This window comes from Haloarcula sp. Atlit-120R, from assembly GCF_003665885.1.
Taxonomy (GTDB): domain Archaea; phylum Halobacteriota; class Halobacteria; order Halobacteriales; family Haloarculaceae; genus Haloarcula; species Haloarcula taiwanensis.
On the sequence record NZ_QPLN01000001.1, the window covers coordinates 689,209 to 714,422 of the forward strand.

26 protein-coding genes are annotated in these 25,214 nt (G+C 63.7%); 12 read left to right on the forward strand and 14 right to left on the reverse strand.

Annotated elements, in window-relative coordinates; all coding sequences use genetic code 11:
- The first annotated feature begins 46 nt into the window (after positions 1-46).
- Both DVK01_RS03525 and DVK01_RS03530 read left to right on the forward strand, forming a co-directional pair.
- Positions 47-787 carry an ABC transporter ATP-binding protein gene (locus DVK01_RS03525; RefSeq protein ID WP_101350920.1) on the forward strand — a complete coding sequence of 247 codons (741 nt, stop codon included), beginning with the start codon at positions 47-49 and terminating at the stop codon, positions 785-787.
- Entirely contained in the window at positions 784-2,394 is a 1,611-nt protein-coding gene (locus tag DVK01_RS03530; protein ID WP_198560189.1) for a hypothetical protein, read from the forward strand. The genes DVK01_RS03525 and DVK01_RS03530 overlap by 4 nt, the downstream gene beginning before the upstream one ends.
- Here the strand turns inward: DVK01_RS03530 and DVK01_RS03535 are convergent.
- Positions 2,391-2,993, reverse strand: a complete 603-nt coding sequence (locus DVK01_RS03535; protein ID WP_121535419.1) for a transcription antitermination protein — start codon at positions 2,991-2,993, stop codon at positions 2,391-2,393. The genes DVK01_RS03530 and DVK01_RS03535 overlap by 4 nt on opposite strands.
- A gap of 70 nt (positions 2,994-3,063) precedes the next feature.
- On the opposite strand from DVK01_RS03535, the gene DVK01_RS03540 reads away from it, so the two are divergent.
- Positions 3,064-4,242, forward strand: coding sequence for an MBL fold metallo-hydrolase (locus tag DVK01_RS03540; RefSeq protein ID WP_121535421.1), 1,179 nt, complete (start codon positions 3,064-3,066; stop codon positions 4,240-4,242).
- Positions 4,243-4,263: 21 nt separating this feature from the next.
- Here the strand turns inward: DVK01_RS03540 and DVK01_RS03545 are convergent, their stop codons facing one another.
- The 3 genes from DVK01_RS03545 to DVK01_RS03555 form a co-directional block, all read right to left on the reverse strand.
- The gene (locus DVK01_RS03545) at positions 4,264-4,557 is read right to left on the reverse strand and encodes a DUF6432 family protein (RefSeq protein WP_101350923.1); all 294 of its coding nucleotides are present in this window, start codon (positions 4,555-4,557) and stop codon (positions 4,264-4,266) included.
- A 372-nt stretch (positions 4,558-4,929) separates the two neighbouring features.
- Positions 4,930-5,604, reverse strand: a complete 675-nt coding sequence (locus DVK01_RS03550; protein WP_101350924.1) for a hypothetical protein — start codon at positions 5,602-5,604, stop codon at positions 4,930-4,932.
- Positions 5,605-6,053: 449 nt separating this feature from the next.
- On the reverse strand, positions 6,054-7,367 hold the full coding sequence (locus tag DVK01_RS03555) for a PKD domain-containing protein (RefSeq protein WP_121535423.1): 1,314 nt from the start codon (positions 7,365-7,367) through the stop codon (positions 6,054-6,056).
- 149 nt (positions 7,368-7,516) lie between these two features.
- Between DVK01_RS03555 and DVK01_RS03560 the strand changes: the two genes are divergently transcribed.
- Together DVK01_RS03560 and DVK01_RS03565 are read left to right on the forward strand one after the other, a co-directional pair.
- Positions 7,517-8,368 (forward strand): hypothetical protein, encoded by an 852-nt coding sequence (locus DVK01_RS03560; RefSeq protein WP_121535425.1) that lies wholly within the window; start codon positions 7,517-7,519, stop codon positions 8,366-8,368.
- Between the two features lie 38 nt (positions 8,369-8,406).
- The gene (locus tag DVK01_RS03565; protein ID WP_053967287.1) at positions 8,407-8,799 is read left to right on the forward strand and encodes a DUF5611 family protein; all 393 of its coding nucleotides are present in this window, start codon (positions 8,407-8,409) and stop codon (positions 8,797-8,799) included.
- 333 nt (positions 8,800-9,132) lie between these two features.
- On the opposite strand, the gene DVK01_RS03570 is transcribed toward DVK01_RS03565, so the two are convergent.
- The 3 genes from DVK01_RS03570 to sepF all read right to left on the reverse strand — a co-directional run bounded on the left by DVK01_RS03570 (position 9,133) and on the right by sepF (position 11,324).
- Positions 9,133-9,900, reverse strand: coding sequence for an ABC transporter permease (locus DVK01_RS03570; RefSeq protein ID WP_101350927.1), 768 nt, complete (start codon positions 9,898-9,900; stop codon positions 9,133-9,135).
- Complete coding sequence (locus tag DVK01_RS03575) at positions 9,897-10,841, reverse strand: ABC transporter ATP-binding protein (protein ID WP_101350928.1); 945 nt, start codon at positions 10,839-10,841, stop codon at positions 9,897-9,899. The genes DVK01_RS03570 and DVK01_RS03575 overlap by 4 nt, the downstream gene beginning before the upstream one ends.
- A gap of 123 nt (positions 10,842-10,964) precedes the next feature.
- On the reverse strand, positions 10,965-11,324 hold the full coding sequence (sepF, locus tag DVK01_RS03580) for a cell division protein SepF (RefSeq protein WP_101351481.1): 360 nt from the start codon (positions 11,322-11,324) through the stop codon (positions 10,965-10,967).
- 145 nt (positions 11,325-11,469) lie between these two features.
- On the opposite strand from sepF, the gene DVK01_RS03585 reads away from it, so the two are divergent.
- Positions 11,470-11,889: a hypothetical protein gene (locus DVK01_RS03585; RefSeq protein ID WP_101351482.1), complete on the forward strand. Its 420-nt coding sequence runs from the start codon at positions 11,470-11,472 to the stop codon at positions 11,887-11,889.
- 22 nt (positions 11,890-11,911) lie between these two features.
- Here the strand turns inward: DVK01_RS03585 and DVK01_RS03590 are convergent, their stop codons facing one another.
- Entirely contained in the window at positions 11,912-12,436 is a 525-nt protein-coding gene (locus DVK01_RS03590) for an RNA-binding protein (RefSeq protein ID WP_101350929.1), read from the reverse strand.
- Positions 12,437-12,527: 91 nt separating this feature from the next.
- Between DVK01_RS03590 and DVK01_RS03595 the strand changes: the two genes are divergently transcribed.
- Positions 12,528-13,439, forward strand: coding sequence for a cobalamin-binding protein (locus DVK01_RS03595; protein WP_121535427.1), 912 nt, complete (start codon positions 12,528-12,530; stop codon positions 13,437-13,439).
- On the opposite strand, the gene DVK01_RS03600 is transcribed toward DVK01_RS03595, so the two are convergent.
- From DVK01_RS03600 to DVK01_RS03620, 5 genes are all read right to left on the reverse strand, one after another.
- Positions 13,436-13,807, reverse strand: a complete 372-nt coding sequence (locus DVK01_RS03600) for a DUF5658 family protein (protein ID WP_101350931.1) — start codon at positions 13,805-13,807, stop codon at positions 13,436-13,438. The genes DVK01_RS03595 and DVK01_RS03600 overlap by 4 nt on opposite strands.
- Before the next feature lie 89 nt (positions 13,808-13,896).
- Complete coding sequence (locus DVK01_RS03605; RefSeq protein WP_101350932.1) at positions 13,897-14,712, reverse strand: molybdopterin-synthase adenylyltransferase MoeB; 816 nt, start codon at positions 14,710-14,712, stop codon at positions 13,897-13,899.
- An 82-nt stretch (positions 14,713-14,794) separates the two neighbouring features.
- Positions 14,795-15,769: a methyl-accepting chemotaxis protein gene (locus tag DVK01_RS03610; protein WP_101350933.1), complete on the reverse strand. Its 975-nt coding sequence runs from the start codon at positions 15,767-15,769 to the stop codon at positions 14,795-14,797.
- Between the two features lie 89 nt (positions 15,770-15,858).
- Positions 15,859-17,361, reverse strand: a complete 1,503-nt coding sequence (locus tag DVK01_RS03615; protein WP_121535429.1) for a carboxypeptidase M32 — start codon at positions 17,359-17,361, stop codon at positions 15,859-15,861.
- A 98-nt stretch (positions 17,362-17,459) separates the two neighbouring features.
- Positions 17,460-18,539 carry a M20 family metallopeptidase gene (locus DVK01_RS03620; protein ID WP_101350935.1) on the reverse strand — a complete coding sequence of 360 codons (1,080 nt, stop codon included), beginning with the start codon at positions 18,537-18,539 and terminating at the stop codon, positions 17,460-17,462.
- Positions 18,540-18,660: 121 nt separating this feature from the next.
- Here DVK01_RS03620 and DVK01_RS03625 point away from each other — a divergent pair, with 121 nt between their 5' ends.
- The 4 genes from DVK01_RS03625 (at position 18,661) to DVK01_RS03640 (ending at position 24,411) form a co-directional block, all read left to right on the forward strand.
- Positions 18,661-20,871 (forward strand): histidine kinase N-terminal 7TM domain-containing protein, encoded by a 2,211-nt coding sequence (locus tag DVK01_RS03625; RefSeq protein WP_121535431.1) that lies wholly within the window; start codon positions 18,661-18,663, stop codon positions 20,869-20,871.
- 193 nt (positions 20,872-21,064) lie between these two features.
- A complete protein-coding gene (locus tag DVK01_RS03630; protein WP_121535433.1) occupies positions 21,065-22,942 on the forward strand; it encodes a PINc/VapC family ATPase in 1,878 nt (625 codons plus the stop codon).
- Between the two features lie 84 nt (positions 22,943-23,026).
- Positions 23,027-23,848: a YqcI/YcgG family protein gene (locus tag DVK01_RS03635; protein ID WP_101350938.1), complete on the forward strand. Its 822-nt coding sequence runs from the start codon at positions 23,027-23,029 to the stop codon at positions 23,846-23,848.
- A complete protein-coding gene (locus DVK01_RS03640) occupies positions 23,848-24,411 on the forward strand; it encodes a cysteine hydrolase family protein (protein WP_121535436.1) in 564 nt (187 codons plus the stop codon). The genes DVK01_RS03635 and DVK01_RS03640 overlap by 1 nt, the downstream gene beginning before the upstream one ends.
- A gap of 115 nt (positions 24,412-24,526) precedes the next feature.
- On the opposite strand, the gene DVK01_RS03645 is transcribed toward DVK01_RS03640, so the two are convergent.
- Entirely contained in the window at positions 24,527-24,790 is a 264-nt protein-coding gene (locus DVK01_RS03645) for a MarR family transcriptional regulator (RefSeq protein WP_101350940.1), read from the reverse strand.
- A 125-nt stretch (positions 24,791-24,915) separates the two neighbouring features.
- Here DVK01_RS03645 and DVK01_RS03650 point away from each other — a divergent pair, with 125 nt between their 5' ends.
- Complete coding sequence (locus DVK01_RS03650; protein WP_053967272.1) at positions 24,916-25,212, forward strand: hypothetical protein; 297 nt, start codon at positions 24,916-24,918, stop codon at positions 25,210-25,212.
- The last annotated feature ends 2 nt before the right edge of the window (positions 25,213-25,214 follow it).

The following is a 25,214-nucleotide window of genomic DNA, read 5'->3' on the forward strand; positions in this document are numbered from 1 at the left end:
CCCGACAACGGGAAGACCTTTTCACAGTCGGTGCGGCACTGCCCGTATGTGCCCTCCAGCACCCGCAATCGTCACCGAGGGGTTGACGAAGCGCTACAGCGGGGTCTCGGCGATAGAAGACCTCGACCTCACAGTCCCGCGCGGGAGCGTCTTCGGCTTTCTCGGCCCCAACGGCGCGGGCAAGACCTCGACGATTCGCATCCTGACGACGTTGACGAACCCGACAAACGGCACTGCCCGAGTCGCGGGCGAGTCAGTCGCCGACCGCGCCGCGGTGGTCGAACACATCGGCTTCCTCCCGGAAGAGCCGCCGCTGTACGACGAACTCACCGGCCGCGAGCAGTTGGAGTACGTCGCCGGCTTGCGCGGGCACGAGGACTGGGACCGCGTGGAGTCACTGCTCGACCGGTTCGACCTCGACGCGGACGCCGACCGGCGCGTCGAGACGTACTCGAAGGGGATGAAACAGAAACTCGGCCTCATTCAGGCACTGTTGCACGATCCCGATGTGCTCTTTCTCGACGAACCCACTTCGGGACTGGACCCGCGGGCGGCCCGGACAGTGCGTGATACCATCGGCGAGGTCGCGGCCGCGGAGACGACAGTGTTCCTCTCGACACACATCCTCCCTGTCGTTGAGGAGTTAGCCGACACCGTTGGCGTCCTGTACGACGGCGACCTTGTCGCAGAGGGGTCGCCCGAGGAACTGACCGGCAGCGTCGCGTCCGGAAGCACGCTCGAAGACGTGTTCCTCGACGTGACCAGCGAGCACCCGGGTGACCGATGAGACGCCCGAACGGGCGGCGGATACGGCTGGTCGCGCGGACGGAACTGCGGCGTACCTGGCGCAAGCTCGTGGGCACGACACGCGGGACGCTCTTGCTGCTCGGCGGGGGAGTGGGTATCATCATCTACAGTCTCGTTATCGGCGTGGGAGCGTTCTTTCTCGGCGGTTTTCTCACCGACAGCAACCCCCAGACGGTCAGGCTTGCAACGACAGCTGGTATCGTCGGGCTGCTCGGACTCGTCGGCTTCTTCACGCTTCAGCATACGGTGAAATCGGCCGGCAAACCGGACGCTGCCGACGGTCTGCTGACGACAGTCCCCTACGAGGACGCGGCGGCCGGGCTGCTCGCTGCCGAGGCTAGTCGAGTAGTGGGCGCACTCACTATCCCGATTCTGGCGCTGGTAGGCGGGCTTGTAGTCGGTGATGGCGGTGTACTCGTCGCTATCGTAGCCCTCGTCGGGTCGGTCGCGGTTACCCTGCTTGGCACGGTCCTCGGCTTCGGTCTGGGGCTAGTAACGAAACTGGTCGCGAACCGTTCGGCCTTCATCGCAAGTCATCGCGCGAGTGTCGGAGCCGCCGTCTCGCTGATCCTGCCGCTTGGCTGGGTCGCGATGACAGCCGTTCCGACGATACAGCTCCGCGTGCTCCGGTTAGCGACCCACTCCCCGCTCTCGTGGCCCGCCGACGTGATCCTGCTCGTGCTGGGGACCGGCGGGAATCCGGTCACTGCCGCCGTCGCCACGGCAGGGATTCTCAGCGCGCTCCCGGCAGGCGCAGTTGCGTGTCTGTGGCTAGCTGCGCAGACCTGGTATGTCGATCCGGTCCAGCCCGACCACGAGTTCGACGCCGACAAGCGAACACTCTCTGACCGGCTGCTGAGAGGACGGATCTCGACGGCAACCCGCGTGGTCGCCCAAAAATCGTGGCTCCGTGCCAGGCGAGCGCCCATCACTGTGCAGTTCGCGATCATGCCGTTTTTCTTCCTGGTGTATCACCTCCAGATCGTCATTCTGGAGCGAGTGGTCCCGCCGACGCTCCCGCTCAGCGCCGGGCTGGCCAGCGCGGCGGCGTTCGGGGCCGCGTTTTCGCTCAATCCACTCGGCGGCGAGGAGGGGGTCCTGCCGCTAACACTGACCGCCAACGTCTCCGGTCGGGCGTTCGTCACCGGACTTGTCCTCGCAGGCGCACTCCCCGGCGTCGTGGTGACGACGCTACTGGTTGTCGGCCTCGGCGTCGCCGCCGGAACACCGCCAGTCACGCTCGCCGTCGGACTCACAGTCGCACTCGTCGCAACCCTGGCCGCACCGGCTATCGCCGTTGGGGCCGGCGTCGTGTTCCCGAAGTTCGAGTCGTCGTCTGTGCAGGGCCACGAAGTAGTGGTTCCGAGCGGCTGGGCGTTCGGGCTGTACTTCCTCGTCCTCGGCGTGGCCGTTGCGCCGGGTAGCGTGACGTACCTGCTCGCCGTCCGTGACCTGTTCTCACTCCCGTTCGACAAAATGTGGCTCCTCGGCGGAGGCGGTATAACGAGCGTCGGAATCGCCGTCGCCGGCGCTGTCGCCGGCTTCCTCTATGCCGCCAACCGCGTCGCGACCTACCGGCTCGACTAGCAGATCGGCTTCGGGTCCAGTCCCATCCCCTCCAGCGTTTCTGCGTAGTCGGCGTACGCCGCTCCGATAGCATCCGTCGCGGCCGCCGCTGCCGTCTCGCGTTCGGCTTCCGAGAGGTGTGCGAGAGCGGTCACCCCGTCGTCAAGTGCTGACGCCTCGTCTCGAATCCCACGAAACATATCGGCTCGCCCCTCGTCCGCCTCGTTGATGAAGAAGCTCACCACCTGCAGGTAGAACCGGTCGGCGACCAGCGGCGCGGCGACGAGGCCGGCCCCAACGCGCCGTGCAGTGCCGCTCACCGTTTCCAGATGGTCGACGAACCCGTCCGGGTCACCGGCGTCTGCGTCGATGCGGTTCGCCCGCTCCATCGCGGCCTCGGCAGCTGCCTCGAACTGCGCCGCCACGTCACTGTCTGTCTCGGCTGCCCACCGGCCGAGGATATCTGCACTCCCTGATTCACGGGTCGCCGCCACCGTGAGGACTGCCTCCGTCTCCAGTGTCGCATCTGTTGCTGCGATAAGCACCTTGTCCGAGCCCAGTCTGTCTCGCTCCGTCTCGGTCTGGTCACGGACAGCGTCGATAGTGGCTTCGGCGTCCATACGTCCGCTGGGCGCGGCAGGGGCTTGAAATCCCCGCCCGATTTATCCACGGGGGAGCGCTACAGTCAGTATGGCCGAAGACTACCCTGACCCGCCGACGGACCCGCCGTCACTATCCGCAACAGCGTTGCAGACGAAACTCGACACCGGCGAACCAGTCCGGTTACTCGACGTTCGTGACCGCGACGAGTACGAGCAGTGGCGGGTTCGCGGCGAGACGGTGACAGCAACACAGCTGCCCTTTGCGAAGTTCCTCCAAGCGAAGGTGACCGGCGAAGTGAACGATATCGTCGACGAGGTAGCCGGCAGCGGCCCGATAACGGTCGTCTGTGGCCGCGGCGAGGCCAGCGCCTTCGTTGCCGGATTGCTCACTGAACACGACATTGAGGCGCAGAACCTCAGCGACGGCATGGAGGGCTGGGCACGGCTCTACGAAGCCCGCGAGATCCCCTGCGACGACGCAACCGTCCTCCAGTACCGTCGTCCGTCGTCGGGCTGTCTCGGCTACATGGTCGTCAGCGACGATTCGGCCGCTGTCATCGACCCGTTGCGGGCGTTCACCGACCGGTATATCGCCGATGCTACTGACCGCGACGCCTCGCTCACCCACGCTATCGACACGCACGTCCACGCCGACCACGTCAGCGGTGTCCGGCGTCTCGCCGAAGAAACCGATGCCAAACCAATGCTTTCCGAACGGGCGGTTGCTCGCGGTGTCGACGACATGACTGCACTGGCCGATGACGAATCGCTTCAGGTCGGGTCAGCCACGCTGGAGCCTCGTCCCCTGCCCGGTCACACGACCGGCATGACTGGCTTCACTATCGGTGACGTGCTTCTGGCCGGCGACAGCATCTTCCTCAACAGTGTCGCCCGCCCGGACCTCGAAGCCGGGGCCGACGGCGCTCGTGACCTCGCCCGCGATCTCCATCGGACGCTGACTGACCGGCTATCGGTACTACCCGATGAAACGCTCGTCGCCCCAGGCCACTACAGCGAGTCGACGATGTCGGCTAACGGTGGCACGTTCACAGCCTCGCTGGGCACGCTCCGAAGCCGACTCACAGGATTCGAGATGGACCGTGAGGCGTTCGTCGAGTACGTCTGTGACGACATACCGGCGCGACCCGCCAACTTCGAGCGGATTATCGCGATCAATCTCGGAGCGGAGACGGCCGACGACGACACGGCGTTCGAACTCGAACTCGGCCCGAACAACTGCGCGGCCGCGCCGTTGGACGCGGTGTGATTCACCGTGTGGCAGCAGCGGTTACAGTGGAAGCCGCTTCCGAATCTGGTCGAGGAGCGACTCGTCTTCGTCCGGCAGCGACTCACCCACCACGTCCTCCCCCGGGAGAATGACAGTCCGCTCCCCGTTGTCCTCGACCTCGATGAGGTCGTCCGCCTTGAGAGCGGCGAGCGCGTCCTCAATACGATCGATATTCTCTTCCGTCCGCGACCGAAGCTCGAAGACAGTCATCCCCTCGTCGCGGCGGTCAGCGAGCGCATCGAGCACCGCAACCTCAGTGTCGTCCCGGTCGCGATACTCCGGCTTCGCTCTCATATGCCCTACTAAAACCGGCTGGGTCTAATCTTTGTCCCTCGGAATTGTGATATACTATCCTGTGCAGTGAACCATCCACCAACAGAACAGACGATATGACTCGCTGCTTCGCGTGCTCGGCGCTGAATTCCGTGCTCGCCGCTTTCGTCTCTACCGGTGACAGTGTGGCTAACTGTCTACCTGTCTGGGTGTCGATGGCATGCGAGCAAAAAACCAAACATACTCCACCATTGTTAATCAGTCAACAATTGAAGCCCCTCACTCGTTTGAACTCTCTCGTGTTGTTTCGACGAACGACCGTCGGGGCCCCTGAGAAGCGCGGTCGTCACTGACAGACACTCTGTGACTCACACTACAGATGTGAGAGTGTCGCTACCTGCCATTCTCGTGGTACGCTGGTCCCTCTTCGGTGGTAGAGCCATACTTTGCCATGAGAACCCGAATTGACCATTCATCGGTATAGTACTTGTACGCCCAATTGTACTTGATATACGTCGTCTCGAACACTCCACCATCTTCCGTAACGAACGTTACATTGACCGTATCTGGGATATACGTGTGGTCTCGTTCTGAGTAGCTATCATCGTTGTCATTGTAGTCTTCAACGATAACATAGTAGTTCCAAAGTGGGTCAAGCCGGTCATCTACTGTTTTAGAACGGTTTGTTGTGTCTCTCATTTGAATTGTCATATGATATGAATTGTTTTCTGGGAAAGTTTCTGTCTTGGCAGACCGGTTATAGTCGAGTTCGCGGTATATTCGCTGCATATTCTGGTCAAATTTCTTAAACTTCTCTGCCTTACTGAGTTCATCCCTACTGGGGGATTCAGTTTCCACTTTTGATTTCTCAGTAGCCACGGGTGTACTGTTGATTTCCGTAGTCACGGACGTGGTAGTCTCGGTAGTTTTCGTTATCCGTTCTGGTGTTTGTGTCGGTGATGCTGTCTCCTGAGTTGGTCCACTCCCTCCTACAAATGTGGAACAGCCGGCAGACATAATCAAGAGAGCGAGCACAATACCGCTGAATATAGTTTTGATGTCAGTCATAGTTTTTGAGTATAGTTACCGGGGTTCCCTGTTTGCTTCTTTAGCGAAATAATTGGAGTTTCAGTCGAGTTTGAAATTGCTCTTGATGTCCTGCTATTTATCGATCCATCCTCCGCTGAAAGTGAGTTAAATACGACCTGATAACCAGAAATAAAAAATACAATCTCACGCACAGGAGAAGCAAAGCTACACATATAGGGGAACGCGGTCAGACCACTGCAGAATCTCCCAATAGAATGTATGCTAGTCAGCCATGAGCAGACATGTATTGACTTGAGGCTGTTCACCGATATAATAGCCATAGCGATAACTGAGAATATGAGATTTTCTAGAACGGTCATTAACCGATTTGCTGCTCTCAATCTAGCTCTCAATTTTTGTCCCATCTCGTCGTAAAATTGCTTTTTATTCTTTATAAATTCTACCTTTATGCGAGAGAATAGAAGTTGTCACCAAAAACTCCACCCTCCGTTATTGTCGCCGTCGTTGTCTTCGTTGCCACCGCCCCCAAACCAACCACCGCCTTCGCCATCTTCATCATCGTTACTGCTGCCATCATCCTCGCCACCAAGTAGGCCGTCAAAGAACCCTTCATCATCCTCATTGGCATTGTTACCACCATCACCACTACTGCTGTCCTGACCATTGCCGGTACTATCACTGCTGCTACCACCGTCATGGTAACTCCAGTCATATCCACCACCATTCTCGTTATCATCTTCTTCATTATTTGGATTCATTAGATTGTTCGGCACACTAGAGTCTGGACGGGTACTACTGCTGTCATCGTGAGTGTCGTCGCTTGAGTCGACGGTATTCGGATTTTCAGGCTCTTCAGCAGCGACATTCCTTTCTTTTATTTTCTCCTTTTGCTCGTCAATAGTCTCTTTACTGAATGTCCCTCCGTAACCGTCTTCGGAGTACTTGTTCATGTTCTCTTCCTCGATTATCTTGGTGAGTTCATTGTCCACGTACAGCCATAGACCATCCCGGCCGTCAGTATCGACAATGGTATCCTCGATGGTCATGGCGGCACTCGTACAGCCCATGTTTTCGCCGTCAACGTAGTAGTTCCCGCTGCCGCCCGGACAGTTGTTGCCACCAGCGCTGCTACCGGTACCGGACGAGCCGGCCACCTGAATCGACCGGTTAGCGACGCCACGCCCTCCGGCAGCATCGTAGGCGACCGCACGGACGGAGACAGAGCCGGATTCGTTGAATGTATGCGTGATGGTCGAGGTCCCGTTCTCGCCGGCGAGTCGCGTCTGGTTCTGAGCGGTGCCGTTGACGACCCAGGCGAGCGTTCGGAGGTCAGCGTCGCCGGCAGTCACATTGGCAGTCAGGTTCCGCTGGAGGCCAACGGGAACGGCAGATGGGGCCGAAACCGAGACTGACGGCCCGCCGGCGGCCACCACGTCGACATGGAGCGTGTCCGAACGCGACGCCCCGTCGTCATCAGTGACGGTGACAGTGACGTTGTATTGGCCGGTTTCAGCCGGTGAGAACGTCGTCTTGGCACAGGTCAGGCAGTCGGGTGTGCGTGCTGTGCCGTCCGGCGCTTCGATGGTCCACTCGAATGATTCAACTGTGCCATCGGGGTCGCGCGAGCCGTTGGCGTCCAACTGGACCGACGTCCCTCGCTCGACGGACTGGTCCAGTCCGGCGTCAGCAAGCGGTGGCTGGTTCTCGGTCGCCATCGCTGTTCCACAGAGAAGTGCTGAGAGGGCGAGGACCGACACCACGAGCGTCGTCATCCGCTGCATTGGCGTAACGTAGTACCGCTTCCAGTTATAAAATTTCACAAGCCGTGATGAAATTAATGTAGCAGCGTCGCGAAACGGGGTAGCGTTCTGTCACGATCGGTGGAGCCAACGGGCAGGGTTTAAGTACGCCACGGTGGGAAGTTCTGGCAATGGGTCTCAAATGTTCCGTCCTCGGGCACAAGTACGGTGAGACCACCGTCGAGCGCGAGCGCGAAGAGCAGGGTAGCGAAGTCGTCATCACCATCCAGGAACGGGAGACCTGTGAGCGGTGTGGAAATACGCGAATTGTCTCGGAAAACAAGGAGGTAACGGCTATCGAGACACCGTCGGACATCGCCAGCGACCTCGTCGAAGAAGAGTCCGGATCCGAAAGGCCGAAGACCGAGTCACAGCCGGAAGACGACCCGGCTGAGAGCACAGTCAGTCCCGATGACGAGGAAAGGGAGCGGTCGGACGGCTGGGACAGCGTCGACGACCCGGTCGAAGCGCCGGGGGACGCGGGACTCGACGACGCGGACGACGGGGAGTCGGTCGACCCGTCCGCCGACGACGCCGAGATTATCGACGACGGGGACGACGGCGAGGAGGAGAGCGGCGACGTGGAACTGGACGAGCCGACGACGACGGTCGACGTGCCGGACGCGGAAGGCGAGGAGCCGGTACCCGAAGACGAGACCGACCCCGAAAAAGACGACGGACTCATTCTCGGCGAGGAAGAGGAATCAGAGCCGGCTGGCGACGACCGACAGCCCGGTGAGTGGCCCGATGAGCCGGGAGATGACGGGGACGGCTGGTCGCCGGAGACAATGCCGGTCGACACCGGAACGGACGACGATTCGAGCGTCGAACCGACCAGCGACAGCGCCGTGACGGTTCCGGAGGGCGAGTTTGCCTGTCCAGAGTGTGGCTTCACCACCGAAGTGGAGTCGACATCGTTGCGTGCCGGGGACTTCTGTCCGGAATGTCACAAGGGGTCACTTATCACCCGTGACGAGGAGTGAACGCAAAGGGTAAGACAGCCCCTCGCAAAAACTCGCCCATGCGAGAGTACAAGATGCGACGGGGCGAGCATCTCGAAGACCGCGTCCCTGACATGGAAGCGTTCGTCGAGGAGTACTTCGGCGAAGTGACCGATACGGAAGAGTACGAAGGCAACGACCTGCTGGTCGTCGACGACCCGGACAACCCCGTGTTCGAGCGGGTCGTCGCGGGCCGCGTCGAGTACGGCTCGAAGAAGGACAAACTCGCGCTGCACATCGACGAGCGGCCCGCGGAGGAGGTCATAGCCGAAGGCAACGTCGATGCGGCCGAAGACGCCGTCGCCATCAAGAACGACTTCCTTGAGGAAGCGACCGACCGCGACGCGAAGGCGCGCCGCGATTCGCTGAAGCGCTCGGTCGAGGACGACGCCGACGCCCCGGACAACGTCTGAGGCCGGTCGTCGGGCGCGAGTCGTGAGTGCCGGCGATACGTGGCTCGTAGCTGCTGGTTCTTCCGGACCGAGTACCGCCATTATCACACAGCGTCAGACGGGCGTCACATCTAAATACGCTTGTGGCATACATTCACATACGCCTCACCCGGAGGCGCTCACAAGTATCCGGGGCACGAGACACCCCTCGTGTTGCCACGGACGCGGATTCCGGGGCAGCCTGTCATAGTTTGTCCGCCCGCCGGAGCGGACCCAATCCGGCATTCGCGGCCAGGTCAGGCATCGAGCCCGCAGCCCAGTTTTACCGGCCACGGAGGGACCCGAGCGACGGCGCTATTCGGCGAGCCCGTAGCCGCGCTTGAACAGCAGGAAGTCGATGGACAACACGACGACGGTCGTCCCGGTCAGGACGGCCAGCGACGTGTTCGGATCGATTTCGGTGACACCGATCATCCCGTAGCGGACGCCGTTCACCATGTATACCATCGGGTTGAGCAACGAGACGCTGCGCCAGAACGCCGGGAGGACTTCCAGCGAGTAAAACACCGCGCCGAAAAACACCAGCGGCCGGAGGATAAACTGGTTCATCACCGTCAGGTAGTCGAAGTCGCTCGCCCAGAGGCCGCCGATAACACCGAGCCCGCCGAACAGCGTGGTAATCACCAGCAGGAACGAGACGAGATACAGGGGGTTGGCGACGGGGACGGACGTGAATATCAGCCCGACGCCGACGATGAGCAAGGACGTGACGATACCACGGAGCGCACTGGCCGAGACGTAGGCGGCCACCATGCTCCGGTTCGACATCGGGGACGTGAGCACGGCCTGGATGTAGTCGTTCCAGCGCCCGTGGAAGATAGTAAAGGAGGCGTTCTCGAAACTGTCCGAAATGGCTCCGAGCACGACCAGTCCCGGCAGGACGAACTGGAGGTAGCTCACGCCCGCGATTTCGCCGATTCGGCTCCCCAGAATCACGCCGAACACAGAGAAATACAGCGCGTTCGTGATAATCGGCGGGAGGAAGGTGTTGTACGGCCGGCGGACGAACCGCAGCACTTCCCGCCGGGCCAGTGTCAGGAACTGCGTCGCGTTCGGGTTCATGCCGACACCTCCGCGTACTCGCGGTCGTCGCGGGTCATGTCGACGAACACCTCTTCGAGCGACGCGCGGCGGATCTCCAGCGAGGTGACGGTGTGGCCCTGCGATTCGAGTTCACGCATTATCGCGGGCGCAGTCTGGCTCCCGCCCATCGCGGTGACAGCCAGCCCTTCGTCGGTCAGTTCGATGTCGGTGATTCCCTCAACGTCGAGTCGCGGGGCCGTTCGCGGCATCTCGGCGAGCTCGAGGACGATAGTGTCCGTCCCGCGGGCCATCAGGTCGTCGGGGGTCGCCACCTCGACTTTCCGCCCGTCGTCCATGATGGCCACCCGGTCACAGAGCCGCTCGGCCTCCTCGATGTAGTGAGTCGTCAGCAAAATTGTGGTCCCGGCGTCGTTCATCCGGTTGATAATCTCCCAGAGGTCGTGGCGGAGCTGGACGTCGACCCCCGCCGTCGGCTCGTCGAGGATGAGCAGGTCCGGGTTCGAGACGAGCGCGCGGGCGAGGACGAACCGCCGTTTCATCCCGCCGGAGAGCCAGTCGAAGCGCGTGTCGCGCTTGTCCCAGATGCCGACGGTCTTCAGCGCGTCCTCGGCCCGCTCTCTGGCCTCGGCCCGGCTGATACCGTGGTAGCCCGCCTTGTGTTCCAGCACCTCGATGATGGGAAAAAAGCGGTCGACGTTGAACTCCTGTGGTGCGACGCCGATACGGTCGCGGACCTCGCGGTAGTCGTCCTCCACGTCGAAGCCGAACACCTCCGCGGTTCCCCCGTCCTTGTGGACGAGGCCGACCAGCGTGTTGATGAACGTCGTCTTGCCGGCCCCGTTCGGGCCGAGCAGGCCGAAGAACTCGCCTTGCTCGACTGTCAGTTCCAGGTCGTCGAGTGCCTGGACATCGCCGTAGCGCTTCTGTAACCCGCTAGCGCGTATCGCCGGTTCAGTCATTGCCGCCCTTAGCGTGGCGACACCGAAAAACGCATTGAAGCCCCCGAAAACCGGCAGTTAGACTGAGATAAGCTGACAAGGTCGACCGAACAGCGAGGTCCCGCCGACCCGACTAGCACACGCCTATCGGCCGAGTCGTTCCCGAGAGATGCCGACGCCAGCCGGCGTGATGATGAGCTGGTCGTCGTCCTTCTGGACGATGTCGCCGCCGACCTCGTTGGCGACCTGCTTGAGCTCGTCGCTGATGTGTTCCATCGTGCGGTCCTGTGTGGAGTGGCGCGTGATATCCGCGACGACCACGTCGCCGTCGTAGACGGCGTCTTTGATCTCGATGACGTCCTGCTTGTCACTGATGCGGGCGATACGGACCTGACGTTCGAGTTCCGTCCCGGTCATCTCGAATTCGTTCGCGTTCAGTTCGACGTAATCCTCGGTGTTCCGAGAGGACCCAGACTCCCCGAGGATCTTGCTCATCAGTCCCATGTCACTCACGGCGTTCGCTACCCGTTTCAACTTTTCGTCCATCGAACGTATCGCCACAGCACACCCTGATCGGCCGTGGTGACGACCGAGAACGACGTGGGCTGCACAAAACGTTATTTAGGTGATGGAACGAACACTGACACCGATGCGCCTGCCCTCCATCAGGTCAACGCCCAGTACCGTCGCAGCCGTCGGTGGCATCCTCTATGCCATCGGCGTACTGTCGTGGCTGTTTGCGAACGGCGTCCACTTTTCGTCACACGACACGGCGACCCTTGCGTTCGGGGCCAGCTATGCCGCCGTCGGGATGTTCCTCACGGGTGCCGTCCCGCTGTATCTCTGTAGTCGTCTTTCGCTCGTCACGCCGGTGCTTGTGACGTTCTGGCTACTCGGCAACACGGTGGTTGAATGGCTCTACGGGACGCATCTCCACCCGCTGTCGTCGTATCTCACCGTCTGGCCCCTGTTGCTCGGCGTTGCCGTGGGCGCTGGCGTGGCCGAAGCGCTCCTCAGAGTTACGTTAGACCGTGGCTTCGACCGGTTCGGGCTCCGGCCGCTGGTGTGACTGAAGCGAGTACAGAACTGCCCTACACCGAAAACTCGAACAGATCGTCGCCGACGTGGTGGAGCGACTTGACGACTTTCCCGCTGTCGCCGACCATATCGTCGCCGTCGGTCTGCGCGCGGCCGACAGCGAGGAACTTCCCGTGGGACTCCTCGTTGATGACGACCAAATCGCCCTCACTGATGTCGTCGTCGGCCTCGGTGATGCCCGGCCGCATGATGTCCGCGCCGTCTGAGACAAAGGAGACGGCCCCGGCGTCGACGGTGACGACGTGTTTCTCGGGCGGGTGCTGGTTGGCGCCCTGTACTGTGAGGAACGGCTCTTTCTCGGCGGCTTCGCCGCCTCCATCCGAGGGACGGGGTCCCTCGCGATCTAGGTAGAGGACGAGCGGGTCGCCGTCGACGAGGACGACGTCCCAGTCGCTGTCGTCGAACTCGACCTTCTCGAAGCTATCCGCGTCGAGTTCGACACCGAGATTCTCCGACAGCGCCGTCGTGATGGTGTCAACCTCGTCCGAACGGAGGTGGTGTCGCGACTTGACTTCCATACCCGCGTCTCGTCGGCGACAGAGGGTAAGCGTAACGAAGCGTGCGAGGCGGCGGACGCAGGTTTTTGTCCGCGCGGACCAAGGTCGGAGTATGCGAGTCGTCACGCTCCTGCCCTCGGCGACGGAGATCGTCTACGCGCTCGGTGTCGAGCCGGTCGGTGTCTCACATGAGTGCGACCATCCGCCAGCGGCCCGCGAGAAGCCGTCGGTCAACCGCTCGCGCGTCGACCCGACAGCATCGAGCGGCGAAATAAACGAGCAGGTCGCGGCCGCCGAGGAGAGCGACGGCGTCTACGCCATCGACCGCGAGACACTGGCGGAACTGGAACCCGAACTCATCGTCACCCAAGGCGTCTGTGACGTGTGCGCCGTCGATCACGTGCTGGTCGCCGAGGCCGTCGAGGAACTGGGACTGGACGCCGAGGTGCTGACGCTCGACATCCACAGCCTCGACGACCTGTTCGACTCCATCCACCGGGTCGGTGCAGCAGTCGGGCGTGACGACCGCGCCGCCGAACTCGTCGCCGACCTCAGGGACCGGGTCGCGGCCGTCGAGACGACGGCAGCACGGGCCAAGACGACACCTCGCGTGGCGGTGCTGGACTGGCTGGACCCGGTGATGGTCGCCGGCCACTGGGTCCCGGAAATGATCGAGACGGCCGGCGGCACTTACGGAATGGAAGCGGCCGGCGCACACTCCCGGCCGCGTGAGTGGACGGCGGTCCGCGAGTACGACCCCGAGGTGCTGGTGGCTGCGCCCTGTGGTTTCGACGTGGCACAGACTCGCGAGAACCGCGCCGACCTGACCGACCGCCCCGGCTTCGACGACCTGACGGCCGTCCGCGAGGGCCGGGCGTACGTGATGGACGGCCACCACTACGTCAACCGGTCGGGGCCGCGGCTCGTAGACACGCTGGAGTTCCTGGCGGCGCTCGTCCACCCGGACCTGTTCGAGACGCCGCCGCGGGACGCCGCCGTCGAACTCGGGACCGTCCGGGCCTAGGCGGCGGCCGCGGCCAGGCCGACGTAGGTGTTGCCGAGGACGACGACCGCGCCGACGGCGACGACGCCGAGGAGCCAGGCCCGCCACAGCGGGACTCGCTCGACCACGTCGCGACACTCCAGCAGAACGACGCCGACGTAGAGGACGACAGCCATCTTCAGGGCAATCACGAGCAGCGGTTCGTGGATAAGGAGGGTCCGTATCCACGGGTTAGCCTCCAGTCCCGGCCCGGCAAACTGCGCGGCGAACAGCGTCGACAGCGCATCGCCGAAGCCCCAGACGAGCACCAGCGAGAACACCAGTTCGACGTAGCCGGGCTTCTGGAGGCGGACGGAAAAGGGGTGGGGCGCGTGGTCGGGGCGGGACATGTGGGACGTTGTCCCGACTCGTGGCTATCGTGACATAAACCTCGGTTCCGCAGTATCAGCTGTGAGAACGGCACCGGAGCGCGGGCCGGTCAGTCCTCAGCGAGCGAACAGCGGCCCTCGTAGCTGGCGTCGGCGACGCTGGCGATGGCCGGGTCGTCGCCACACACCGGGCAGTCGGGGTTGGCCGCGACGGGGATTTCCTCGAAGGACATCTCGGCGGCGTCGTAGGCGATGAGCCGGCCCTCCAGGGTCTCGCCGTAGTCCATGGCGAGCTTGACGACTTCGGTCGCCTGCATGCAGCCGATAGTGCCCGGTAGGACGCCCAGCACGCCTGCGGTCGCGCAGTCGGGGACGGTCCCCTCCGGCGGCGCTTCGGGGAACAGACAGCGGTAACACGGGCTGTCGCCGGAGAACGTCGTCACCTGCCCCTCGAACTGGAAGATAGCGCCGTGGGAGAACGGCGTGTTCGAGAGCGTGCAGGCGTCGTTGACCAGAAAGCGCGTGGCGAAGTTGTCGGAGGCGTCGACGACGATGTCGTAGTCGGCCACCAGGTCGGCAGCGTTCTCCCGGGCCAGCCGCAGTTCGTGGCGGTCGACGCTCACGTCGGGGTTGAGGCCCGTGACGAACTCCGCGGCGCTGTCGACCTTCGGCCGCCCCACATCGTCGTCGCCGTGAATGACCTGCCGCTGGAGGTTCGACCGCTCGACGGTGTCGTCGTCGACGATACCGAGCCGACCGATACCCGCAGCCGCGAGGTACTGGAGCACCGGCGCGCCGAGGCCGCCGGCCCCGACGACCAGCACGTCGGTGTCGAGCAGTGCGGCCTGGCCCTCTGGCCCGACGTCGTTCATGATGATGTGCCGGGAGTAGCGGTCAAGCTGTTCTGGGTCCAGATCCGGTCGCATACCGGCCGTACGCCACCCGGACGAATAAACGACTGGTTCGACTCGGGTGCTTCGAACTGTATGGCCGAAGTGTGCAGGCTGTTCAGTTGTTGCGCTGGAGGTCCGCGACGAGGTCGTCCATCGCCTGATTGATGTCGGTGAGAAGGTCTGTTTGCTCGTCGGATTCCTCGGCGATATCGGCCGTACTGTCGGCGATATCCTTGGCTGCGCCCGTGGACTGGTCGATCATACTGGCCACTTCCTCAGTCGAGGCGGCCTGCTGGTCCGTGGCTGTCGCGACCTCCTCGATACCGTTGTTGACCTCGCGGACGGTGTCGTCGATCTCTTCGAGGATTTCGGTCGATTCTTCGACCGTGTCGATTCCCGCGTCAATCTCTTCGTTGCTCTCTTCGAGGCTCTCGACGGCGTTCTCGGTATCGTCTTGGATGCCGTCGATCATCTGCTCGATAGTCGTCGCTTGCTCCTGTGATTCCTCGGCGAGGCTTTTGACTTCGTTTGCGACGACGGCGAACCCTTCGCCCGCCTCACCGGCGCGAGCGGCCTCGATAGACGCGTTCAGCGCCAGCATGTTGGTCTGGTCGGCGATGTCGTTGATGACGTCGACGATTTCGTCGATCTCCTGAACGCTTTGCTGTATCGTCTTGACATCCTCGGCGACGCTGTCGGCCGCCTGCTGAATGTTCTCCATCGCCTCGTGAACGTCGTCGGCGTTGCCCTGCCCGCGCTCGGCGAGTTCCTTCGCTTCGCGGGAGGCCGCGGACACCTCTTCGGACGACGAGGCGATCTGCTCGACCGACGCAGAGAGGTTCGACACCTCGTTTGCGATGTCTGTCAGGCTCTCGTACTGTTCGGCGGCCTGTTCGCGGATGTCAGCCGTTTCCTCCGCGATTCCGACCGACGACCCCTCCACCTCGGCCAGCATCGTCTGGATTTCGCTCGCAGCGGTGTGGCTGTAGCCGGCCTCTGTATCGATGTTCTCCGCGACCTCGTCTTCGATGTCCGTTTCGATCCCCGCACCCGTTTGACCCCGTACGTTTTCCGTCGGTCTCTCAGCCATAGTAGTCGCCACAATGGGCGGGGAATATAAAACGAATAGCCCAATAGTATCAGAGTCGATATCTGGAACGACGTTTGTCGACCGTCGTGTCAGCAGTCGTACAGCGAACGGTACTTCTCCTCGGCGTAGTCGAGGAAGTGGTCGGCGGTGAAGGATTCACCAGTCGCTTCTTCGACGAGGTCGTCGGTCCGGTAGCGAGCACCGTGCTGGTGGATGTTCTCGGTGAGCCAGTCGTGGATGGGGTCGAACTCACCGGCCCGGACGTGGTCGTCGAAGCCGTCGATGTCCCCGCGGGCGTGGTGGTCCAGTTGCGCGGCCAGCACCGACCCGAGCGTGTAGGTCGGGAAGTAGCCGAAGGCCCCGTTCGTCCAGTGGATGTCCTGCAGACAGCCCTCGGCGTCGGTGTCGGGCCGGACGCCGAGGTACTCCTCCATCTTGTCGTTCCAGACCTGGGGCACTTCGGACACCTCAAGGTCCCCGCGGATGAGGTCCCGCTCGATTTCGAAGCGGACGATGATGTGCATGTGGTAGGTCAGTTCGTCCGCTTCGACCCGAATGAGGTTGTCGTCGTACACCTCGTTTGCGGCCTCGTAGAACTGGCGGGGCGTGGCGTCGGTCCCGAGGTGGTCGTTGGCGGTGTCGGCGAAGAAGTCCCAGAACGGCTCCGAGCGGCCGACGTGGTTCTCCCAAAAGCGCGACTGGGACTCGTGGACCGAGAGGTCGCGGTTGTCGCCGAGCGGCGTGCCGTACGCTTCCTGTGGCAGACCGAGCGTGTAGGTGGCGTGGCCGAACTCGTGGATGGTCGACCCGAGCGCGTCCAGCGGGTCCTCGGGGGTGAAACGGGTGGTGACGCGGGCGTCGAACTGCGTCCCCATCGAGAAGGGGTGGGGCGCGGTGTCCAGTCGGCCGCGGTCCCAGTCGTAGCCCAGCGTGTCCAGCGCGGTCTCGACGAGGCCGTGCTGGGTGTCGTCGTCGTAGGTCCCCTCGAACGGGTCCGCGAGGGTCACGTCGCTGTCGGCGATGTCGTCGATGAGCGGGACGAGCGCGTCCCGGAGGTCCGTCAGCACTTCCTCGGCGGTGTCGATGCCGAGGTAGGGCTCGTACTCCTCGAAGAGGACCTCGTAGGGGTCGCGGTCGGGGTCGATGGCCGCGGCGTACTCCCGGCGGAGTTCGACCAGTTCTTCGAGCGTGTCGGCGAAGGCATCGAAGTCGTCCTCGGCCTTGGCCTCCTTCCAGACCGGCAGGGCGTTCGAAGAGGCCTCAGAGAGGCGCTCGACGAGGTCGGCGGGGACCTTCGTCGCCCGCTCGTGGTCCCGGCGGACCTCCCGGACGACGGCTTCCTGTTCGGCGTCGAGGTCGGCGTCGTCGAGTTCGTCCAGCCACTCGGCCAGGTCGTCGTCGGTCAGCAGTTCGTGATGGAGCGTCGAGATGGCGGAGGTCTGTTTCGCGCGGGCCGGCGTCCCGGCGTCGGGCATCATCACCTGCTGGTCCCAGTTCAGGACGCCGCCGGCGTCCTGGACGTAGTGGAGGCGGCGGACGTGATCCAGAAACTGCTCGTACGTGGACTCGCTGTCCTCGCTCGCTGTTGCCATACGGCGGGGTTAGGCCGGCGACGGTAAAGACCCGATGCCGCCGGTAAGGGGTGCACGAGCGAATAGGGCCTATCAGGGCGACACGGCACAGTCGGCAGTCACTCGGACGGCCACGACTCGGCGACGCGCTCGTAGACCTCGCGGCACCGCTGTAGGACGGCCAGCGACACGCTCTCGTCGGCGGTGTGGGCCTCGCCGGGTTCGGCCGCACCGACGATTACACAGTCCGTTCCGGCCTGGGCGAGCCAGCCGGCGTCGGTCGCGTGCGGTTTGACGACGTGCTCGGGCGTGCTGTCCTGCGCATCAGCGGCGGCGTCCAGCACCCTATCCGCGAAGTCGGCGTCGCCGCAGGCCATCGGCGGGAGGTCCTGGTCGACGCGCCAGGTCACGCCGTCGACGGCCTCGGCGCGGTCGAGCGGCGCGCGCTCGCCGGGGACCGTCCGCTCGTCGACGGTGACCTCGCATCGCTCGGGGATGACGTTCCACGCGGAGCCACCGTCGATCTCCGTGACGGCGACGCTCCCGCTCAGCTCGTGGCCCAGCACGGTTGTCTCGGGAAAGTCGAGGTCCCGGACCACGTCGACGGCGTCGGTCGCGCGGTAGATGGCGTTTGCGCCGGCGTCGGGTTCGCTCGCGTGGGCCGCCGCGCCCTCGGCGACCAGCGTCGACCCGCGCCGACCTTTGTGCGCGACGGCCACATCCGTGGTGCCAGGGGCGGAGTAGCCGGTCGACCCCTCGCCGACGACGGCGTAGTCGGGCGCGAAGCCATCCTCGATGGCGGCCTGGCAGCCGACCCCGCCCTGTTCCTCGCCGACGAAGGAGGCAAAGACCAGTTCGCCGGCGGGGTCGGCGTCCCGGAAGGCCAGCATCGCCGCGGCGACACACCCTTTCATGTCCGCCGTGCCCCGACCGTAGAGGCGACCGTCGCGCTGTTCGACGACGTACTCGCCGTCGGCGTCGACCTGCGAGTCGTCCGGCGGGACCACGTCGTGGTGGCCGACGAGGGCGAGCGTGTCGTCGCCCTGCCCCTTGCAGGCGATGACGTTGCCGTGGCTGTCGCGGTTTACCGCGCCGGTCGTGTGCTCGCGGAGCCACTCAGCGATGAACGCCCCTGCCGTGGACTCGTCCGCATGGCTGGGAATCGCGACAAGGTCTTCGGTGAGGTCGATGACGCTCATACCAGCGGGAGTGTGTGGTGGGTCAAGAGTCCCCCGAACCCGGCAGGTATCGAACCGGTAAGTTTCTAGTTTGATAACGGGGGAGGAAGATACACGGGATTCGATCGACAATTGAGGTGTAATGCGGCTTACGCCCGTCTTGCTCGTCGCCGCTGTGCTGTCCGGGGGTGGCCTCGCCGGACTCGGTATCGGCTACTTCGCTCGCCGGCATCGTGACCACCCCGCCTCGCATGCGCTATCGATGATGGCGATTCCACCGGGGCTGGCCGGCCTCTGTGCGGCCGGGACTGTCGTCGCTCCACGGTCACCGATTTCAGGCGTCCTGCTGGCCGCGTCTGCCGGACTGCTCTTCCTCGCACCAGCGTATTTCCTGCTTTTCACTCTTGTCTATACCGGTCACGGTGCGGTGCTCACCCGCCGACGGCGACGAGCACTCGTAGCCGTCTACGCAGTCGTCGGCGGGGTAGCGGTGCTGGAGACAGTGACTTTCAGTGGGATCCCAGTTCGGACGGTCAACGGCCTCACATTACCGGTCGTCGCGTCACAGGGACCGTCCGCCATCTGGCCGCTCCTCTTCGCGTACCCACCTATCCTCGTCTCTCTGGGCCTGCTCGCTCGGTTTCTCATCTCCTCGCGGAACATCTTTCGGCGCCAGACCGCGGTGATACTGCTGGCGGTGTTGGTTACCCTCGTCGGGAACATCGCTTTCCAAGCCGGGTTCAGTCCACACCCGGGGCTGAATCTGACCTCGGTGTTTTTTTCAGTTGAGGCCGGTCTCATCGCACTTGCGCTCTTTCGGTATGACTTCCTCAGCGTCGAACCGCTCGCGCCAGACATCGTCCTCGAAGAGATGGACGACCCCGTCATGATACTCGATGAGTCGGCACGGCTCATCGACGCGAACCCGGCCGGGCTCCGGCTTCTCGACGGCGAATCGCCGGTCGGAACGCCGATACGCCGTGTTCTTCCCGGGTTGTTGGATGCCGTGCGGGACGGGGAAGAGCACGTATTGGAGGACGGGACAGTCAGCACGGACGGCGGCGAAGCCAAGATGTACGACCTCAACAAGACACCGATCCGTGACCAGTACGACCGCGAACAGGGGTACGTCCTGGTGTTACGGGATATCACGCTCCAGAAGCAGCGCGAGCGAACGCTCGCGAGCCTTCAGTCAGTCTCCCAGCGGTTCCTCAGCGCCGAGACGCCCGAGGAAGTGCTGGAGATTGCGGTGAATACCGTCGACGAATTACTCGAGTATCCATACGCGGGCACGATGATGTACGACGAGGGCGCGAACGCCCTTCAGTCAGCGGTGTTCACCGACGCGCTCGCCGACGCATACAGACGCGGGGACGTGCCTGAAAATCCTGTCGTTGAGCCGGGAGACAGCGATGTCTGGCAGGTATTCGAATCGGGCGAACCGAGATGCGGCGCACCGATAGAAGCGTCGGACACCCAACTGCCAGTCGACATCGGCGGGTCGTTACTGTACCCGCTTGGAGACCATGGCGTGTTGGGGATCAGTGCAGGCCCGGACCACGATGGGTTCACTGAGGACGACTGTCGTTTCGCCGATACGCTTGCGACGACGACCGAAAACGCGCTTGACCGGGTCGAAAAGGAGCGTGCGCTCCGGGAGAGCCGTGAACTACTGGAGATGCGCTCCGAGCAACTCCGGTTTTTCAACAGTGCTCTACGACACGACCTGCTCAACGGGCTGATGGTCGTCCAGGGTCACGTCGACCGACTCGACGGACTCGTCGAGGGGGAGGCTGCCGACCGCGTGGCGACCATCGACGAGTGGACGGATGACCTCGCACGGATGGCCCAGGAAGTCCGATCGGTGACACGAACCGTGGCGGGCGAGGACGACAGCGACCTCGGAGCGGTCGACCTCGAATCGATCCTCGCCGAGAAGGCCGCGAAATTCCGGCAGGGTCACGACAACCTGACCGTCACCGTCAAGACCGACTCGCTGCCGGCCGTCCGTGCCGATAATCTGCTCGGGTCGGTCGTCGAGAACCTGTTCCAGAATGCCGTCGAGCACAACGACAGCGAGGCACCGACAGTCACAGCCTCCGCTAGCGTGGACTCGGGGGCCGTTACTCTCCGTATCGCCGACAACGGTCCCGGCATCGATGACGACCAGAAAACCGCTATCTTCGAGGAAGCGGTCACGTCCGAAAGCTCCGGGTCTGTCGGGTTCGGCCTCTACTTCGTCCGCGTGATGCTCGACCGATACGGCGGCGACGTCTGGTTCGAGGACCGTGCGGACGGGAACCGGGGTGCCGTCGCCGTCGTCGAACTCCCGACCGCCGACGAGGCTGCGTGATGCAGGAACGGCTCCGCTGTGTCGCACAACAGATGTCCGTGATGCTGTTGGCGACGTGCCACAGCGAATCGCGGGACGCGATTCGGGACCAGCGAGTGCGTCGATGCTCGACTCAGGGCCGGGGACCCGCGAACGGAGCCTGTAGCGGTGCAGACTCCACACCCTTATCAACGGCAGTCTCCAACGTTCGCGTATGGAAATTGTACCGGACACGAGCGTGGTCATCGACGGCCGCGTGTCCGACCAAGTGAAGGCTGATGCCGACCCCGACACGGATGTCGATGGCATGGGCTTTGCCGGCGCGACGGTCGTCGTTCCCGAGGCCGTCGTCGGCGAACTCGAAGCACAGGCGAACGACGGCCGCGAGACGGGCTGGGAGGGACTGGAAGAACTCCAGACGCTCGTCGACCTGGCCGAAGACGGCCTCATCGACGTGGAGTACGTCGGTCGGCGGCCCGACGCCATCGAGAAACGGGAGGCCGGAGAAGGGCAGATTGACGCGCTCATCCGGGACATCGCCGGTGACCGCGACGCCACACTCGTGACCAGCGACGACGTACAGGCCGAGGTCGCCCGCGCGAAAGGGCTCGCCGTGGAGTTCGTCGAGCCGGTCAAACGGACGGTCGACCGGCTCCAGATCGAGAACTTCTTCGACGAGGGGACGATGAGCGTCCACCTCAAGGTCGGCGTCCAGCCCTACGCCAAGAAGGGGTCTATCGGCGATATGCAGTACACACCAATCCGCGACGACCCCGCGACAGAGAGCGAACTTCGGGAGTACGCCGCCGACATCGAGGAAAGCGCGCGCGCCTCGCCGGACGGCTTCCTCGAACTCGACGAGCCCGGCATGACAATCACGCAGTTCCGGGACTACCGCATCGCCATCGCGCGACCGCCCTTCTCGGACGCGCTCGAAATCACGGCTGTCCGGCCCATCGTCAAGACCGAACTCGACGACTACGAGTACGCCGACGAACTCCGTGACCGCTTCACCGAGCACCAGCGCGGCGTCCTCATCTCCGGGTCGCCCGGGGCGGGGAAGTCCACCTTCGCACAGGCGGTCGGCGAGTTCCTCGTCGACGCCGACTACGCGGTCAAGACGATGGAGAAACCGCGGGACCTCCAGGTCGGCCCGAACATCACCCAGTACACCGAACTCGGCGGGTCCATGGAGAAGACCGCCGACTCCCTGCTGATGGTCCGGCCGGACTACACCATCTACGACGAGGTCCGCAAGACCGACGACTTCGAGGTGTTCGCGGACATGCGCCTGGCCGGCGTCGGCATGGTCGGGGTCGTCCACGCCACCCGTGCCATCGACGCGCTCCAGCGGCTCATCGGCCGCGTCGAACTCGGGCTCATCCCGCAAATCGTCGACACCGTCGTCTACATCGAGGCCGGCGAGGTCCACACCGTCTACGACGTCTCGACCGAGGTCAAGGTCCCGCAGGGCCTGATGGAGGAGGACCTCGCGCGGCCGGTCATCATGGTCAAGGACTTCGAGACCGGTCGCCCCGAGTACGAGATATACACGTTCAACCGCCAGGTCGTCACGGTCCCGCTGAACGACGACGAGGACCAGCAGGACTCCGGCGTCGACCGCCTCGCCAAGCAGGAGGTCGAACGCGAGATACGCTCCATCGCGCGGGGCCACGTCGAGGTCGAACTGCGCGGGCCCAACACCGCCGTCGTCTGGGTCGAGGACGACGACATCTCGCAGGTCATCGGCAAGGGCGGCGGCCGCATCTCCGACGTGGAGAATCGCCTCGGCATCGACATCGACGTGCGAACCTTCGAGGAACGACCGTCCGGCCCCTCGGGCGGCCCACAGACCGAGTCCGGCGGCAAGCAGGGCGAGATCGTCCAGCCGGAAGTCACCTCCCGGCACGTCATCGTGCCGCTCGACGGTCACGCCGGCGACACGGTCGAACTGCAGGCCGACGGCGAGTACCTCTTCACCGCGACGGTCTCCCGCAGCGGCGAGATTCAGGTCTCTCGCGGGTCGGGCATCGCCGAGGAACTAGAGCGAGCCATCGACCGCGGCAGCACGATTACCGTCGTGCCGTCGTAGAGGTCGGCGAGCGGACAGCATTCAACGGCGGGCCGAACCGCCGAAAACGACAGCTAAATTCCGCTGTAGCACCACAGTCAGTGTATGACCGACACAGTCGTCGGCAGGCTCGTAGACCAGGCGACGCTGGCCGACCGGGTCGAGCGCGGGGCCGCGCCCGACTGGGTCGCCGACCACTGGCGGACCTTCAGCGAGGGGCTGACCGGCGAGCGAAACGGCACGCCGTTCCCTTGTTTCTTCGGCGCGGAGTCGGTCCGGGACGGCGAGCCGCTGTACACGGCCGTCCCGTCGATGAGCGACCCCGACGCGCTGTTCGACCTCGGCCGGACGGTCCTGGAATATCTGGACACCTATCAGGACCACAGCGAGCGGGCCTCGCTGGTGACGTTCTTCCGACCGCCCGAGCGGCCACTGACGGAGGCCGAGTACCACGACCGCCTCTGGCATATCCTCCAGTTCCTGCACGTCCACGACCCGGAGCCCTGGCCTGAGGACATTCCGACCGACACCGACGACCCCTACTGGGAGTTTTGCTTCGGCGGCGAACCGATGTTCCCGACCTGCCGCGCGCCGTTTTACGACACGCGGAAGAGCCGCTACTGTCCGGTCGGCCTGGAGATTACGTTCCAGCCCCGGGCGCTGTTCGAGGACCTGAACGTCACCGCCGACACCGAGGCCGGCCAGCACGCCCGCGAGGTCATCCAGGGTCGCCTCGAAGAGTACGACGGCGTTTGCCCCCACGCCGACATCGGCGACTGGGGTGTCGAGGGCGACCGCGAGTGGCCCCAGTACATGCTGTCCTCGGACGAGGCCCAGGCCCCCGACGAATGTCCGATGACTGTGACGCGCGAGCATCCGAAATCGGAGTGGCTCGTCGAGACGCCCGCGCCGGAGCCGGCCGACTGATGGCACCGCTCTCGCTTCCTTCGGCCCCGGTGCTCGTGCTGGTGGACTTCCAGCAGGGGTTCGACGAGTCGCGGTGGGGGACCCGGAACAACTCCGACGCCGAGGCGAACGCGGCGCGCCTGCTCGCGGCGTGGCGCGAGCGCGACCTCCCCGTGGTCCACGTCCGGCACGACTCGACGGAGCCGGACTCGCCGCTCCGGCGGGGGGAGCCGGGCTTTGCGTTCAAATCGGAACTGGAACCAGAACCGGGCGAAGCGACGTTCGTGAAGCGCGTCAACGGCGCGTTCGTCGACACCGGGCTGGAGGCCTGGCTCCGCGAGCGCGGCCATGGGACCGTCGTCGTCTGCGGGCTGACGACCGACCACTGCGTCTCGACGACGGCGCGGATGGCCGAGAACCGCGGGTTCGACGTGGTCGTCGCGAGCGACGCGACGGCGACGTTCGGCCGCGCGCTCGACGGCGAGCGGTTCGACGCGCCGCTGGTCCACCGGACGGCGCTGGCGCAACTACGCGGTGAGTTCGCGGCCATTGCGACGACGGGCGACGTGGTCGCATCGCTGTAACTATAGTAGCCATTGAAAGTCAATGCACACCCGCACGACTGCAGTGCGATCGGTGTGTAAATCGGTTCAACTATAGCGCGTGGTCGCGTCGCGAAACAGCCAAGCGAGAAAGCGGTCAGTCCGAGACAGCGGCGTCCGCTTCCGCCGGTTGATCGGTGATTTCGTAGAGGTTCTGCCGCGCGTCAGCGAAGTACACGTCTTCTTCGATAACACCGACTTCGTCGAGTCGTTCCAGAGCGTAACGGACGGTCCGTGCCGAAAGCATCGACTCCTCGACGATGCCTTTCTGTGTCAGCGGGCCGTCGTACTCCAGAACCTTGTACACGAGCTTTGCGCTCGGCGGAAGGTCTGCGATGGCTTCCCCATCAGAGTCCGTCATTACCCGTAATCACAAGCGCCGGGCGCATAAAGATTGAGGAGTCAGTCTCGACGGCGCACGCATTCGCGGCCGCGTCACAGCCCTGAACCGCGCACCTTTTGGTTGCGGGTAGTGGAACGTGTGGTATGGCTACGGAAACGGCGGACGGAATGAGTTCCCATATGCGGGGGCTCACTGTCACGACGCTGACAGCCGTCGCTGGCATCGCCGCCGCGTTCGGTTCCAACGCATTAGCGACCGCGCCGAACGACCCACAAGGCGTGCTCGTCCTCGCGGTCGCTATCGCAGCACAGTTCCCGATTCTGCGGGTGATCGGCATCGACACGGACGACCTCTCGACGAAGGACGTGCTCTATATCGGCTTCATGACCTTCTCGCTGTGGTTCGTCTCGTGGGGCATTCTGCTGACGACGGGAGCGTAACG

Excerpts from the sequence above, each read along its gene's own strand:
- DVK01_RS03525 (WP_101350920.1), top strand. The coding sequence starts at position 47 with ATGTGCCCTCCAGCACCCGCAATCGTCACCGAGGGGTTGACGAAGCGC.
- DVK01_RS03530 (WP_198560189.1), top strand. The coding sequence starts at position 784 with ATGAGACGCCCGAACGGGCGGCGGATACGGCTGGTCGCGCGGACGGAA.
- DVK01_RS03535 (WP_121535419.1), bottom strand. The coding sequence starts at position 2,993 with ATGGACGCCGAAGCCACTATCGACGCTGTCCGTGACCAGACCGAGACG.
- DVK01_RS03540 (WP_121535421.1), top strand. The coding sequence starts at position 3,064 with ATGGCCGAAGACTACCCTGACCCGCCGACGGACCCGCCGTCACTATCC.
- DVK01_RS03545 (WP_101350923.1), bottom strand. The coding sequence starts at position 4,557 with ATGAGAGCGAAGCCGGAGTATCGCGACCGGGACGACACTGAGGTTGCG.
- DVK01_RS03550 (WP_101350924.1), bottom strand. The coding sequence starts at position 5,604 with ATGACTGACATCAAAACTATATTCAGCGGTATTGTGCTCGCTCTCTTG.
- DVK01_RS03555 (WP_121535423.1), bottom strand. The coding sequence starts at position 7,367 with ATGCAGCGGATGACGACGCTCGTGGTGTCGGTCCTCGCCCTCTCAGCA.
- DVK01_RS03560 (WP_121535425.1), top strand. The coding sequence starts at position 7,517 with ATGGGTCTCAAATGTTCCGTCCTCGGGCACAAGTACGGTGAGACCACC.
- DVK01_RS03565 (WP_053967287.1), top strand. The coding sequence starts at position 8,407 with ATGCGAGAGTACAAGATGCGACGGGGCGAGCATCTCGAAGACCGCGTC.
- DVK01_RS03570 (WP_101350927.1), bottom strand. The coding sequence starts at position 9,900 with ATGAACCCGAACGCGACGCAGTTCCTGACACTGGCCCGGCGGGAAGTG.
- DVK01_RS03575 (WP_101350928.1), bottom strand. The coding sequence starts at position 10,841 with ATGACTGAACCGGCGATACGCGCTAGCGGGTTACAGAAGCGCTACGGC.
- sepF (WP_101351481.1), bottom strand. The coding sequence starts at position 11,324 with ATGGGACTGATGAGCAAGATCCTCGGGGAGTCTGGGTCCTCTCGGAAC.
- DVK01_RS03585 (WP_101351482.1), top strand. The coding sequence starts at position 11,470 with ATGCGCCTGCCCTCCATCAGGTCAACGCCCAGTACCGTCGCAGCCGTC.
- DVK01_RS03590 (WP_101350929.1), bottom strand. The coding sequence starts at position 12,436 with ATGGAAGTCAAGTCGCGACACCACCTCCGTTCGGACGAGGTTGACACC.
- DVK01_RS03595 (WP_121535427.1), top strand. The coding sequence starts at position 12,528 with ATGCGAGTCGTCACGCTCCTGCCCTCGGCGACGGAGATCGTCTACGCG.
- DVK01_RS03600 (WP_101350931.1), bottom strand. The coding sequence starts at position 13,807 with ATGTCCCGCCCCGACCACGCGCCCCACCCCTTTTCCGTCCGCCTCCAG.
- DVK01_RS03605 (WP_101350932.1), bottom strand. The coding sequence starts at position 14,712 with ATGCGACCGGATCTGGACCCAGAACAGCTTGACCGCTACTCCCGGCAC.
- DVK01_RS03610 (WP_101350933.1), bottom strand. The coding sequence starts at position 15,769 with ATGGCTGAGAGACCGACGGAAAACGTACGGGGTCAAACGGGTGCGGGG.
- DVK01_RS03615 (WP_121535429.1), bottom strand. The coding sequence starts at position 17,361 with ATGGCAACAGCGAGCGAGGACAGCGAGTCCACGTACGAGCAGTTTCTG.
- DVK01_RS03620 (WP_101350935.1), bottom strand. The coding sequence starts at position 18,539 with ATGAGCGTCATCGACCTCACCGAAGACCTTGTCGCGATTCCCAGCCAT.
- DVK01_RS03625 (WP_121535431.1), top strand. The coding sequence starts at position 18,661 with ATGCGGCTTACGCCCGTCTTGCTCGTCGCCGCTGTGCTGTCCGGGGGT.
- DVK01_RS03630 (WP_121535433.1), top strand. The coding sequence starts at position 21,065 with ATGGAAATTGTACCGGACACGAGCGTGGTCATCGACGGCCGCGTGTCC.
- DVK01_RS03635 (WP_101350938.1), top strand. The coding sequence starts at position 23,027 with ATGACCGACACAGTCGTCGGCAGGCTCGTAGACCAGGCGACGCTGGCC.
- DVK01_RS03640 (WP_121535436.1), top strand. The coding sequence starts at position 23,848 with ATGGCACCGCTCTCGCTTCCTTCGGCCCCGGTGCTCGTGCTGGTGGAC.
- DVK01_RS03645 (WP_101350940.1), bottom strand. The coding sequence starts at position 24,790 with ATGACGGACTCTGATGGGGAAGCCATCGCAGACCTTCCGCCGAGCGCA.
- DVK01_RS03650 (WP_053967272.1), top strand. The coding sequence starts at position 24,916 with ATGGCTACGGAAACGGCGGACGGAATGAGTTCCCATATGCGGGGGCTC.